This is a genomic window from Frigoribacterium sp. CFBP 13605, from assembly GCF_014839405.1.
In the GTDB taxonomy this organism is placed as follows: domain Bacteria; phylum Actinomycetota; class Actinomycetes; order Actinomycetales; family Microbacteriaceae; genus Frigoribacterium.
Map to the genome: position 1 here is coordinate 15,441 of NZ_JACYNS010000029.1, position 12,458 is coordinate 27,898.

The following is a 12,458-nucleotide window of genomic DNA, read 5'->3' on the forward strand; positions in this document are numbered from 1 at the left end:
GGTCCGGGGCGGCCGCCGTGCGCGAACGACCTCGGGACCACCACGATCATCCGCAGGGACGAGGACGACCCTCCTGCCCGGGACGGGGCCGGACGACCGGGAGGGGGCGTCAGAACCCCAGTCGACCGAGCTGCTTCGGGTCGCGCTGCCAGTCCTTGGCGACCTTCACCCGGATCGAGAGGAACACCTGCTTGCCGACGAGCGGCTCGATCTGCGCGCGGGCACGCTCGCCCACCTCGCGCAGGCGCTGACCGCCCTTGCCGATGACGATGGCCTTCTGGCTGTCCCGCTCGACGAAGAGGTTGGCGTAGATCTCGAGGAGGTCCTTGTCGTCACGCTCGACCATGTCGTCGATGGTCACCGCGAGCGAGTGCGGCAGCTCGTCCTGCACGCCCTCGAGCGCGGCCTCGCGGACGTACTCGGCCACCCGGTCGGTCAGGCCTTCTTCGGTGACCGCATCGGACGGGTAGAGGGGCTGGGACAGCGGCATGAGCTTGATCAGCTCGGCCGTGAGGACGTCGAGCTGCACGTCGCTGACCGCGGACAGCGGGATGATGGCCTCCCAGTCGCGCAGACGGCTGACCGCGAGCAACTGCTCGGCGACGGCCGGCCGCGACGTGGCGTCGGTCTTGGTGACGATCGCGACCTTCTTGGCCCGCGGGTACTGGTCGAGCTGCTCGTTGATGAACCGGTCCCCCGGCCCGAGCTTCTCGTCGGCCGGCACGCAGAACCCGATCACGTCGACGTCGCCGAGGGTGGTCTGGACGATGTCGTTGAGCCTCTCGCCGAGCAGCGTGCGCGGACGGTGCATGCCCGGGGTGTCGACCAGGACGAGCTGGCCGGTCGCCTGGTGCACGATGCCGCGGATCGCTCGTCGAGTCGTCTGCGGCTTCGACGAGGTGATGGCCACCTTCTGCCCCACGAGGGCGTTGGTCAGCGTCGACTTGCCGACGTTGGGCCGCCCGACGAACGAGACGAACCCCGCGCGGTAGGTCGACCCCCGAGGAGGCGCGGCCGAGGGGGTGAGGTCGTCTCCGGTGGTCGACATGGGGGCCTTTCGTGAACGTGCGGGAACTGGTGGGAGGTGGAGGGTCGCGACGACCGGACGCTCAGTCGTCGCGAGCGGCGTCGGCGAACGCGGCCTGGGCGTCCGCGAGGTCGGGATCGCGCTCGACGAGCACGGTCTGCAGGTCGTGCCGACGCCCCTCGGTGCGGTCGGCCGTGAGGACGAGGCCCGACACGCGGACGACCGAGCCCTGCTCGGGCAGGCGTCCCAGGACCTTGGTGAGCAGCCCTCCCACCGAGTCCACGTCGTCGTCGTCGAGTTCGAGGCCGAAGAGATCGCCGAGCTCGTCGACGGGGAGACGGGCACTCACCCGGAAGACCCCCGCGGAGACCTCGCGTTGCGGGGCGACCTCGCGGTCGTACTCGTCGCTGATGTCGCCGACGAGTTCTTCGATGAGGTCCTCGAGCGTGACCAGGCCGGCGATGCCGCCGTACTCGTCCACGACCATCGCGAGATGGTTCTTGTCGAGCTGCATCTGCCGGAGGGCGTCGTCGGCCTTCTTGGACTCGGGCACGAAGACGGCCGGGCGGGCGAGCGTCGTCACCGGGGCCGAGTCGTCGCCGCTGTGCTCGTGCAACCGCCGGGCGAGGTCGCGCAGGTAGACGATCCCGACGACGTCGTCGGAGTCGCGACCGACGACCGGGACCCGGGACACGCCCCGACCGAGGAAGAGGCTCATCGCCGAACCGACCGACGCCGTGGCGTCGAGGGTGACCATGTCGGTGCGGGGCACCATCACCTCGCGGACCACCGTGTCGCTGAACTCGAAGATCGAGTGGATGAGCTCGCGGTCGTCCTCTTCGAGGACGTCGAGCTCGGTGGCTTCGTCGACCATGCTGAGCAACTGCTCTTCGGAGGAGAACGACGCGCTGCGCGGACGTCCGGGGGTCACCCGGTTGCCGACCGCCACCAGGGCGTCGGCCAGGGGCCCGAGCACGACCCGGACGAACCGCACGAGACCCGAGGTCAGACGCACGAGGCCGCGGGCGTGGGCCCGACCGACGCTGCGCGGGCTGGAGCCCACGAGGACGAACGACACGACCGTCATGATGAGAGCCGAGAGCAGCAGGGCCAGCCACCACGGCTCGACCGAGAAGGCGAACGACAGCGACACGAGGACGGCCGCCGACGTCTCGGCGAGGATGCGCACGAAGTTGACGGCGTTTACGTGCGCCCCGACGTCGGCGGCGATGGCGGTCAACGCCGTCGCGTGACGCGGATCGTCGTCCGCCTCGTCGAGGAGGTCCTGGCGGCTGAGGACGCCTAGTGCGGAGTCGGCGGCGGCCAGGAGGCCGCCGAAGACCACCAGGAAGACCGCCACGACGACGAAGACCGTGACCATCACGGCGTCACCGACTCGTGTCGGACGCGGCGAAGGCCGCGAGGATCTCGCGCTGCAGACCGAACATCTCACGCTCGTCGTCGGGTTCGGCGTGGTCGAACCCCAGGAGGTGCAGGATGCCGTGGCAGGTGAGGAGCAGCATCTCGTCGAGCGGGCTGTGCCCCGCCGTGGCGGCCTGGGCCACGGCCACCTGCGGACACACGACGATGTCGCCGAGCAGGCCGGCCGGCGTGGGTTCGTCTTCGGTGCCGGGGCGCAGTTCGTCCATCGGGAAGCTCAGCACGTCGGTCGGACCGGGTTCGTCCATCCACTGGACGTGGAGCTGCTCCATCGCCGCCTCGTCGACGAACACGATCGCGAGTTCGGCCTCGGGGTGCACGTGCATCTGGTCGAGCGCGAAGGTGGCCAGACGTTGGATCGTGGCCTCGTCGACCTCGACGGCGGATTCGTTGGCGACCTCGATGCTCACCGGGTTCCCTTCTTCGGCAGGTGGTCGCGAGCGTCGGCCTGCTGGTCCGCCGCCTCGAGACGGCGGTGCTGCTGGGCCTGACGCTCGGCGTCGTAGGTCGTGTACGCGTCGACGATGCGGCCCACGAGCGTGTGCCGCACCACGTCATCGCTGGTGAGACGGGCGAAGTGGATGTCGTCGATGTCGTCGAGCACCGTCGTGACGAGCTGGAGGCCGCTGGCACCGGTGGGCAGGTCGACCTGGGTGACGTCGCCCGTCACGACCATGCGCGAGCCGAATCCGAGACGGGTGAGGAACATCTTCATCTGCTCGGGCGTGGTGTTCTGCGCCTCGTCGAGCACGACGAACGCGTCGTTGAGGGTGCGACCGCGCATGTACGCGAGAGGGGCGACCTCGACGGTGCCGGCCGCGAGCAGCTTGGGCACGATCTCGGGGTCCATCATCTCGTTCAGGGCGTCGTAGAGCGGCCGGAGATACGGATCGATCTTGTCGGTCAGCGTGCCGGGCAGGAAGCCCAACCGCTCGCCGGCCTCGACCGCGGGGCGCGTCAGGATGATGCGCTGGACCTCGCGGCGCTGCAACGCCTGGACGGCCTTGGCCATCGCCAGGTAGGTCTTGCCGGTGCCGGCCGGGCCGATGCCGAAGGTGATGGTGTGCTGGTCGATCGCGTCGACGTAGTCCTTCTGGCCCCGAGTCTTCGCCCGGACCCCCTTGCCGCGGCTGGTGACGATCGGCTGCCCGAAGACCTCGGACGGGCTGCCCTGCCCCGAGTCGAGCAGACGGGCCGACGTCGCGACCTCGGCCGGGCCGAGGTTGTGACCGCCGCGGACCATCGAGACGAGCTCGTCGACGAGGCCCTCGGCCCTGCCGACGGCCGACGAGGGCCCCTCGAGGGTGACCTCGTTGCCGCGGACGAGCACGCGGACGTCGGGGTACTGCTTCTCGACCGCACGCAGCAGGCGGTCTTGCGGTCCCAGGAGCTGGACCATGGCGACGCCGTCGACGGTCACGTCGACGCGACGGACGTCGTCACCCGTCGTCGGTGTCGAGGGGCCGGTGGCGTTCGTGTCGCTAGTGGGCAAGGGTGCCTTCCTCCAGGGGTCCACCGAGCACATGGGCGTGCACGTGGAACACGGTCTGCCCGGCGGATGCGCCGGTGTTGAAGATCAAACGGAACTCGGACCCGGAGTGTTCCCCGAACGCTGCCGGGTCGGCCGCGAGCCGGGAGGCGGTCGCCACCAGTTCGGCGAGCAACGCCGGGTCGCCCGCGGCGAGTTCGACGACGTCGCGGTACGCCTGGGTCTTGGGCACCACGAGCAGGTGGACGGGTGCCCGGGGCGCGATGTCGCGGAAGGCGATGACCGCGTCGCTCTCGAAGACGATGTCGGCGGGGATCTCGCGCGCGACGATGCGGCTGAAGACGGTGGGCTCGTCGGAGGTCTCGGACATGCTGCCCATCGTAGCGACGACCGCCGACACGGCCCCCGGGGGCGTCGAGGTCACCAGCGACCGAGTCGCGCGCTCAGCACGGACAGCGCGGCGGGACCCGCCGTGGAGGTCCGCAGGACGGCGTCCCCGAGGCGCACGGCGCGGGCACCCGCCTCGGCGAGCTGGTGCAGCTCGGCGGGCGACACCCCGCCCTCGGGACCGACGACCACGACGACGCGGCCGGGCACCGCGCCTCCTGCGGTCAGGTCGACCGCCGTGAGCGCCTGCTCGGCCGACGGCTCGAGCACGAGGACGAGATCGCGGGAGGCGCGCTCGGCCAGCTGCCGCGTCGTCGCGAGCCCCGAGACCTCGGGCGACCAGGGACGGATCGACTGCTTGGTCGCCTCGCGCACGATCGACGACCAGCGGGTGAGGCCCTTGGCGACCTTGGGGCCCTCCCAGCGGGAGATGCTGCGCGCCGCGGCCCACGGGACGATCTCGTCGACGCCGAGCTCGGTCGCGGCCTGCACGGCGAGTTCGTCGCGGTCGCCCTTGGCCAGCGCCTGGGCGAGGACCAGCCGCGTCGTCGGCGGTTCGTGCCGGACGACCCGGGTCGCGAGCAGCACCAGCCGCTCGGGGGCCGCCTCGGACACCTCGCCCTGGACCACCAGCCCCCGTCCGTTGCCGAGGGTCAGCGGCTCGCCCACCCGCACCCGGCTGACCGTGACCGCGTGTCGGGCCTCGGAACCGGTCAGCTCGACGCTCGAGCCGACCTCGGCGGCGGCCAGGTCGTCGACCAGGTAGAAGTGCGCCACGATCAGAAGTTCAGGAAGCGGTCGCGCAACTTGCCGAAGAGACCCTGCTGGAAGTGCGACAGCTCGGGCGCCGGGGAGCGGCGACCCGAGGCGAACTTCTCGATCAGCTCGCGCTCCTTGTGGCTGAGCTTGGTCGGGGTGACCACCTGGACGCCGATCTTGAGGTCGCCGCGACCCGTCCCGCGCAGTCTGGTGATGCCGCGGTCCTTCACGGTGAGGATGTCGGCACTCTGGGTGCCGGGCTTGATCTCGACCTCGATCTCGCCGTCGAGCCCGGTGAGCGTCGTCGACGTGCCGAGGATGGCGTCGGCCATCTGCACCTCGAGCGTGGCCAGCAGGTCGTCGCCGTTGCGGCTGTAGGTGTCGTGGTGTCGCACCTTGACCTCGAGGTACAGGTCGCCGTTCGGGCCACCGGCCTGGCCGACCTCGCCCTGACCGGGCAGCTGGAGCCGGAGTCCGGTGTCGACGCCCGCGGGGATGTCGATGGGGATCGAACGTCGGGCCCGGACGCGCCCCTGGCCCTGGCACGTCGGGCAGGGGTTGGGGATGACGGTGCCGTAGCCACGGCAGGTCCCGCACGGGCTCGACGTCATGACGTTGCCGAGCAGCGAGCGCACGGTGCGCTGAATCTGACCGGAGCCCCCGCAGATGTCGCAGGTCTGGGGCGAGGTGCCGGGTGCGCAGCACGAGCCGCTGCACGTGTCGCAGAGGACGGCCGTGTCGACCTCGATGTCGCGCTGCGTGCCGAAGACGATGTCCTCGAGGTCGACCTCGAGGCGCAGGAGCGCGTCCTGCCCGCGTTCCCGCCGGGACCGCGGACCCTGACGCTGGCCCTGGCCACCGCCGCCGAAGAACGCGTCGAAGATGTCGCCGAAGCCGGCGGCCCCGCCTCCGCCGCCGCCACCGAAGCCGGGCTGGGGGCCGAGGTCGTAGCGTTCGCGCTGCTGCGGGTCGCTGAGCACGTCGTAGGCGTGCGTGACGTCCTTGAACCGTTCGGACGCGTCGGGGCTGGGATTGACGTCGGGGTGAAGCTCGCGGGCGAGCTTGCGGTACGCCTTCTTGATCTCTTCCGGGGTCGCCTGACGGTCGACTCCGAGGACGTCGTAATGATCTGCCACTGGTTCTCGTCTGCCTCTGGTGTGGTGTGGTGGTCTTCCCGGCGGGGCCGGGCCCGGCGGACCGGGACGGGGATGGGGGTCGTGGGACGGCCGGGGCCGTGGTGGTCGGCTACCGCTCGGTGAGCAGCGACGACAGGTACCGCGCGACGGCACGGACCGCCGCCATGTTGGTCGAGTAGTCCATGCGCATGGGCCCGAGCACGCCGAGCCTCGCGATCTCGCTGCCCTGCGTGGAGTACCCGCTGGCCAGCACGGACGCCTGGGACAACCCGAACGACGCGTTCTCGCGGCCGATGCTCGCGGCCACGTCGACGGCGTCGAGTTGCATCTCGCCGAAGAGCCGCAAGAGGGCCACCTGCTCGTCGATCGCCTCGAGCACGGGGAAGAGGTCGCCGCTGAAGTCGTCGCCCGTGCGCACCAGGTTCGCCGCACCGGCCATGACGAGGCGGTCCTGACGTCCGGCGGCGATCTGCTCGGTGAGACTCGCGACGACCACGCCGACGACCGCCGCGAGGTCGGGACGGAACCGCGCCGGCAGGTCGGTGAGGGCGGTGGAGGCCTCACCCAGGGGCCGACCGCCGACCGCGGCGTTGATGGCGGCCCGCAACTCGGACAGGAAGGACTCGTCGACGGCGGTGCGGATGTCGACGACCCGCTGCTCGACCTGGCCGCTGTCGGTGATCAGCACCGTCATGACGCGACCGTCGCCCAGGCTGACCAGCTCGACGTGACGCACGCGGGCCCGGGAGAAGGTGGGGTACTGCACCAGGGCCACCTGGTTGGTGAGTTGCGACAGGAGCCGGACCGTCCGACCGAGCACCTCGTCGAGGTCGGTGGAGTCGCCCAGGAACGTCTCGATGGCCTGCCGCTGGGCCGCGCTGAGCGGGCGCAGGTCGGCGAGCTGGTTGACGAAGAGCCGGTAGCCCTTGTCGGTCGGCACGCGTCCCGACGAGGTGTGCGGTGCCGCGATGAGCTCTTCTTCTTCGAGCAGCGCCATGTCGTTGCGGATGGTCGCCGCCGAGACGCCGAACTGGTGTCGCTCGACGATGGACTTCGACCCGACCGGCTCGCGGGACGCGACGTAGTCGTGCACGATGACGCGAAGCACTTCGAGACCGCGTTCGGAGACCATGACGCACCTCTCTTCGCTCGACGTCCCCCGGGTCGTCCGCACGCCGGGCGACCGGGCCTGGCACTCGACGTGCCGGACTGCCAATCGTACGACACCTCCGTCGCGAGGCCTACTCGGGCCGCACCCGGCTGCCCTAGGGTGGCGGGGACATCCGCAGGACACTCACGAACAGGTGCAGCCATGACCGAGAACCCTCCCGCCCAGCCGAACGGCCCGCAGAACGGCCAGCCCGGCCAGAACGGTCAGCCCGGCCAGCCGTACGGGCAGGGTCTGCCCGGCCAGGGTCAGCCCGGCCAGGGCCAGCAGTCCGGCCCCGGCTTCGGCCAGCAGCCGGGCTACCAGCCGCAGCCCGTCCAGCCGATGCGCCCCGAGGACGAGAAGCTCTGGTCGACGCTCATCCACCTCGGCGGGATCCTCTTCGCGTTCGTCCCCGCCCTCGTCGGTTACCTCGTGTTGAAGGACCGCGGCCCGTTCATCCGGGAGCACACCAGGACCGCGCTGAACTTCCAGATCACGGTGGCCATCGTCTACGTGATCTCGGCGATCCTGTCGATCATCGTCATCGGAGGGGTGCTCGCCCTCGTCGCCGGCATCCTCGTGATCATCTTCTCGATCATCGCCGCCGTCGCGGCCAACAAGGGCGAGTGGTACAAGTACCCGCTGACCATCGAGTTCGTCAAGTAGACGGTCGACCGGCCCGGACGGGCACCACGCGAGGCGCGACTCCCCCGGGAGCCGCGCCTCCTGCGTTCCGGGCCCGCGCCTCCTGATCGCCACCGCGGGGCGCCGCGGCGATCAGGACGATCGGGACGCTCAGTCGGGCAGCAGACGCCGCACGACGGCGTCGGCCATGAGCCGCCCCTCGCGCGTGAGCACGACGCGACCCTGCAGGGCCGGACGCCCCTCGACCCAGCCGTCGGCGATGAGGCCACCGACGGCCCGGCGTCCGTCGTCGTCGAGCTCGGAGGTGGGCAGCCCCTCGCGGATGCGCACCCCGAGCAGGACGCGCTCGACCCGACGGGTCTCGTCGTCGAGGGTCTCGCGCCCGGCAGCCGGCGACTCACCCGCGGCCATGCGCTGCTGATAGGCGGCGGGGTGCTTGACGTTCCACCAGCGGACGCCACCGACGTGACTGTGCGCGCCCGGGCCGACGCCCCACCAGTCGTGGCCCTGCCAGTACGCCAGGTTGTGGCGGGAACGGTGCGCGACGCCACGCGACCAGTTGCTGACCTCGTACCAGTCGTAGCCCGCGCCGGCGAGCCGGTCGTCCGCGATCTCGTACATGTCGGCCGCGGTGTCGTCGTCGGGCATCGGGACCTCGCCCCGCTTGATCTGGCGGGCGAGCTTCGTGCCGTCCTCGACGATCAGCGAGTACGCGGAGAGGTGGTCGGGCTCCTGCTCGAGGGCGACGTCCAGGGAACGCCTCCAGTCGTCGAGGGTCTCGCCGGGCGTGCCGTAGATGAGGTCGAGGCTGACGTCGAGCCCGGCGTCACGGGCCCAGCGCACCACGAGCGGGATGCGCTCGGGGTCGTGCGTGCGCTCGAGGGTGGCGAGCACGCTCGGGACGGCCGACTGCATGCCGAAGCTGACGCGCGTGAAGCCGGCGTCGGCGAGCTGCTGCAGGTACGCGGCGTCGACCGAGTCGGGGTTCGCCTCGGTCGTCACCTCGGCGCCGGGCTCGAGACCCCAGGTGTCGACCATCGCGTGGAGCATCGACGTGAGGTCGCCCGAGGGCAGCATCGTCGGGGTGCCCCCGCCGAAGAACACCGAGGAGGCGCGGCGCGGCGGGAGCCCCGCCTCGCGCAGCACCCGACCCCCGAGCTCGATCTCGGTGACGGCCTGCCCGGCGTAGTCGTCGCGACGAGCGCCTCGCAGCTCGTCGCCCGTGTAGGTGTTGAAGTCGCAGTACCCGCAGCGCACGCGGCAGAACGGGACGTGCAGGTAGACCCCGAAGTTGCGGTCGTCCGCGCCGACGGCGACGGTCTCGGGCAGGCGTCCGTCGACGGGGGCGGGATCGCCGAGGGGAAGGGCTCCGGGCACCGTCAGGCGCCGGTTCCCGCGGCGTCGCCGCGCGGGCCGGTCGGGGGGCGCTCGTCACCGCGGGGGTCGCCGACGCCGGCCTCGGTGTCCTCGACGACGACGACCTCGTCGGTCTGCTCGCCCTTCTCGTTGAGGCTCAGTGCCCGCAGGTACCGCTTCGTGTACTGCGCCTGCGTGCGTCGCAGGAACGGTGCCACGAGACGCCACTTCGCGCTCGACGGCTTCGAGAACGACCGGATGGAGAGCCAGACCGAACCGTCGTCGGTCTGGTCGACGATCCAGGACTCCTCGCCGCTCTCGGGGTGGCCGTCGAGGGTTCCGTACGCGAAACCCTTGCGCTTCGGTTCGTCGATCACGTAGACGACGCGCACCGGGGCCTCGACCGTGCGCCCGTAGGCCTCGATGCTCAGCGTGGCCGTCGTGCCCGCCGTGAGGAAGGGCGTGCCGTCGGGCGAGTAGCGCGACTCGTCACGCGCGGTCGCCCACTCGGCGGCGTCGACCGGTTGCCCGTGCTCGTCGAACTGGACGGGCGTGTACTCGCTCTCGTCGGCCGGCGGCACACTGTCGACCCGGACGCGGATGCCGCTGCGCTCCTGGATCTGCCAGGTCATGGTGGCGATCCAGGCCGCGGCGAAGCGGGCGTCGCCGTGGCCGACGCGGGCCCGGTACTCGGCCGGCTTGAACCCCTTCGGCGGGTACTGCATGAGGTCGGGGGCCTGCGTCGCCCCGACCTCGCCGTAGGTCGTGCGGGTCTCGGTGTGGGTGGCTCGACGCATGGACCCTACTTCTTGTCTTTCTTCTCGACGTCGCCGCTGAGGGCGGCGATGAAGGCCTCTTGGGGCACGTCGACCCGACCGATGGTCTTCATGCGCTTCTTGCCCTCTTTCTGCTTCTCGAGGAGTTTGCGCTTGCGCGAGATGTCGCCGCCGTAGCACTTGGCCAGGACGTCCTTGCGCATGGCCCGGATGCTCTCGCGGGCGATGATCCGGGCACCGATGGCGGCCTGGATGGGCACCTCGAACTGCTGCCTCGGGATGAGTTCGCGCAGCCGGCCCGTCATGAGCACCCCGTAGGCGTAGGCCTTGTCGCGGTGCACGATCGCGCTGAAGGCGTCGACCTGCTCACCCTGCAACAGGATGTCGACCTTGACCAGGTCGGCCTCTTGATCGCCGATGGGCTCGTAGTCGAGGCTGGCGTAGCCCGCCGTCTTCGACTTGAGGCTGTCGAAGAAGTCGAACACGATCTCGCCGAGGGGCATCGCGTAACGGATCTCGACCCGGTCCTCGCCGAGGTACTCCATGCCCAGCAGGGTGCCGCGGCGCTGCTGGCAGAGCTCCATGATCACGCCGACGTAGTCCTTGGGCGCGAGGATGCCCGCCTTGACCATGGGCTCGCTGACGCTCGCGATCTTGCCGCCCGGGAACTCGCTCGGGTTGGTGACCGTGACGGTCTTCTTGTCTTCGGTGGTGACCTCGTAGATGACGCTCGGGGCCGTCGTGATGAGGTCGAGGCCGAACTCGCGGTCGAGTCGTTCGGTGACGATCTCGAGGTGGAGCAGGCCGAGGAACCCACAGCGGAAGCCGAAGCCGAGGGCCACCGAGGTCTCGGGCTCGTACACCAGCGCGGCGTCGGACAGCTTGAGCTTGTCGAGGGCCTCACGGAGGAGGGGGTAGTCGCTGCCGTCGATCGGGTAGAGCCCCGAGAACACCATCGGCAGCGGTTCGGTGTACCCGCTGAGGGCCTCGGTCGCGGGCTTGGCCGACGTCGTGACGGTGTCGCCCACCTTCGAGAGGCGGACGTCCTTCACGCCGGTGATGAGGTAGCCGACCTCGCCGACCGACAGCCCCTGGCTCGGGACGGGCTCGGGTGACGAGACGCCGATCTCGAGGATGTCGTGGGTCGACTTCGTCGACATCATCTGCACCTTCTCGCGAGGGTGCAGGGTGCCGTCGATCATGCGGATGTACGTCACCACGCCGCGGTAGCTGTCGTAGACCGAGTCGAAGATCATCGCGCGGGGCGGTGCGTCCTTGACGCCGACGGGAGAGGGAATGCGGTCGACGACACGGTCGAGGAGCTCTTCGACGCCCATTCCGGTCTTGCCGCTGACCCGCAGCACGTCGGCGGGGTCGCCGCCGATCAGGCCCGCCAGCTCGGCGGCGTACTTGTCGGGGTCGGCCGCCGGGAGGTCGATCTTGTTGAGCACCGGGATGATCTCGAGGTCGTTCTCGAGCGCCAGGTAGAGGTTCGCCAGGGTCTGCGCCTCGATGCCCTGCGCCGCGTCGACCAGCAGGATCGCCCCCTCGCACGCGGCCAGCGAGCGGGAGACCTCGTAGCTGAAGTCCACGTGGCCGGGGGTGTCGATCATGTTGAGCGCGAAGGTCTCGCCGTTGCGCTCCCACGGCATGCGCACCGCCTGGCTCTTGATCGTGATGCCGCGCTCGCGCTCGATGTCCATGCGGTCGAGGTACTGGGCACGCATCGCACGCGACTCGACCACACCGGTGATGCCGAGCATGCGGTCGGCGAGGGTCGACTTGCCGTGGTCGATGTGCGCGATGATGCAGAAGTTGCGGAGGGACTCGGGCTCGGTCGACGCCGGCTCGAGTGCGCGGGTTGCTTGGGGACTCACACGATCCTCTGGGGGTGGTGGGCGGGGGTACCGCACGATTCTCCCACGCCGGGGCGACGGATCGGGCGTCGGCCCGCGCGGGGCCGCCCGTCGGCAACTCCTGCCCGGTGTCGCGACCGGCACCGCGCCTCCCCGGTCGATGGCTCGTGCCGTGACGGCGGGCAGGACTTGCCCATACCGTGGCCGCACCGGATGCCGTGCGCGCGGGACGCCGCGGTGCGGGCGAGCGGGTGGGCCGGTCGGCGGGTGGGTCAGAGGGGGATGCGAGCCAGAGGGGCGGTGCGGGCAACTCCTGGCCGGTGCCGCTCGGGCGGTCGGTCTCCCCGGCGTCGCGTCGGGCGTGCGACGGCAGGCAGGAGTTGCCGACGCGGGCGACGCGAGCCGGGCCGCGGGATGAGCGCGGGACGAGCGCGGGC

Annotated in this window: 12 protein-coding genes; 1 reads left to right on the forward strand and 11 read right to left on the reverse strand. The window is 70.8% G+C overall.

Annotated features, from left to right (window positions below; all coding sequences use genetic code 11):
- Positions 1-109: 109 nt before the first annotated feature.
- The 8 genes from era to hrcA form a co-directional block, all read right to left on the reverse strand.
- Positions 110-1,048, reverse strand: a complete 939-nt coding sequence (gene era / locus IFT36_RS08220; RefSeq protein ID WP_056045670.1) for a GTPase Era — start codon at positions 1,046-1,048, stop codon at positions 110-112.
- A 61-nt stretch (positions 1,049-1,109) separates the two neighbouring features.
- A complete protein-coding gene (locus IFT36_RS08225) occupies positions 1,110-2,408 on the reverse strand; it encodes a hemolysin family protein (RefSeq protein WP_052505052.1) in 1,299 nt (432 codons plus the stop codon).
- Between the two features lie 7 nt (positions 2,409-2,415).
- Complete coding sequence (gene ybeY, locus IFT36_RS08230) at positions 2,416-2,877, reverse strand: rRNA maturation RNase YbeY (protein ID WP_056045671.1); 462 nt, start codon at positions 2,875-2,877, stop codon at positions 2,416-2,418.
- Complete coding sequence (locus IFT36_RS08235) at positions 2,874-3,866, reverse strand: PhoH family protein (protein WP_249408539.1); 993 nt, start codon at positions 3,864-3,866, stop codon at positions 2,874-2,876. Before IFT36_RS08235 ends, ybeY begins: the two co-directional genes overlap by 4 nt.
- Before the next feature lie 82 nt (positions 3,867-3,948).
- Positions 3,949-4,326, reverse strand: coding sequence for a histidine triad nucleotide-binding protein (locus tag IFT36_RS08240; protein WP_056047543.1), 378 nt, complete (start codon positions 4,324-4,326; stop codon positions 3,949-3,951).
- 50 nt (positions 4,327-4,376) lie between these two features.
- Complete coding sequence (locus tag IFT36_RS08245) at positions 4,377-5,120, reverse strand: 16S rRNA (uracil(1498)-N(3))-methyltransferase (RefSeq protein ID WP_123570183.1); 744 nt, start codon at positions 5,118-5,120, stop codon at positions 4,377-4,379.
- A 2-nt stretch (positions 5,121-5,122) separates the two neighbouring features.
- On the reverse strand, positions 5,123-6,238 hold the full coding sequence (gene dnaJ, locus IFT36_RS08250; RefSeq protein WP_159824840.1) for a molecular chaperone DnaJ: 1,116 nt from the start codon (positions 6,236-6,238) through the stop codon (positions 5,123-5,125).
- A 109-nt stretch (positions 6,239-6,347) separates the two neighbouring features.
- On the reverse strand, positions 6,348-7,370 hold the full coding sequence (hrcA, locus tag IFT36_RS08255) for a heat-inducible transcriptional repressor HrcA (protein WP_200412859.1): 1,023 nt from the start codon (positions 7,368-7,370) through the stop codon (positions 6,348-6,350).
- A gap of 180 nt (positions 7,371-7,550) precedes the next feature.
- Between hrcA and IFT36_RS16425 the strand changes: the two genes are divergently transcribed.
- Positions 7,551-8,054, forward strand: a complete 504-nt coding sequence (locus IFT36_RS16425) for a DUF4870 domain-containing protein (protein WP_236556798.1) — start codon at positions 7,551-7,553, stop codon at positions 8,052-8,054.
- Positions 8,055-8,183: 129 nt separating this feature from the next.
- Here IFT36_RS16425 and hemW read toward each other — a convergent pair whose 3' ends face one another.
- The 3 genes from hemW to lepA are packed head-to-tail and all read right to left on the reverse strand — an operon-like array spanning position 8,184 to position 12,042.
- Positions 8,184-9,410, reverse strand: coding sequence for a radical SAM family heme chaperone HemW (hemW, locus tag IFT36_RS08265; RefSeq protein WP_200412860.1), 1,227 nt, complete (start codon positions 9,408-9,410; stop codon positions 8,184-8,186).
- Positions 9,411-9,412: 2 nt separating this feature from the next.
- Complete coding sequence (locus IFT36_RS08270) at positions 9,413-10,186, reverse strand: DUF1990 family protein (protein WP_082460247.1); 774 nt, start codon at positions 10,184-10,186, stop codon at positions 9,413-9,415.
- 5 nt (positions 10,187-10,191) lie between these two features.
- On the reverse strand, positions 10,192-12,042 hold the full coding sequence (lepA, locus tag IFT36_RS08275) for a translation elongation factor 4 (protein ID WP_056045691.1): 1,851 nt from the start codon (positions 12,040-12,042) through the stop codon (positions 10,192-10,194).
- Positions 12,043-12,458: the final 416 nt, after the last annotated feature.

What these genes read in the sequence shown, in the direction of transcription:
- IFT36_RS08240 (WP_056047543.1), bottom strand. Translation starts at nt 4,326, where the DNA reads ATGTCCGAGACCTCCGACGAGCCCACCGTCTTCAGCCGCATCGTCGCG.
- hrcA (WP_200412859.1), bottom strand. Translation starts at nt 7,370, where the DNA reads ATGGTCTCCGAACGCGGTCTCGAAGTGCTTCGCGTCATCGTGCACGAC.
- IFT36_RS08225 (WP_052505052.1), bottom strand. Translation starts at nt 2,408, where the DNA reads ATGGTCACGGTCTTCGTCGTCGTGGCGGTCTTCCTGGTGGTCTTCGGC.
- IFT36_RS08235 (WP_249408539.1), bottom strand. Translation starts at nt 3,866, where the DNA reads ATGGTCCAGCTCCTGGGACCGCAAGACCGCCTGCTGCGTGCGGTCGAG.
- IFT36_RS08270 (WP_082460247.1), bottom strand. Translation starts at nt 10,186, where the DNA reads ATGCGTCGAGCCACCCACACCGAGACCCGCACGACCTACGGCGAGGTC.
- era (WP_056045670.1), bottom strand. Translation starts at nt 1,048, where the DNA reads ATGTCGACCACCGGAGACGACCTCACCCCCTCGGCCGCGCCTCCTCGG.
- IFT36_RS16425 (WP_236556798.1), top strand. Translation starts at nt 7,551, where the DNA reads ATGACCGAGAACCCTCCCGCCCAGCCGAACGGCCCGCAGAACGGCCAG.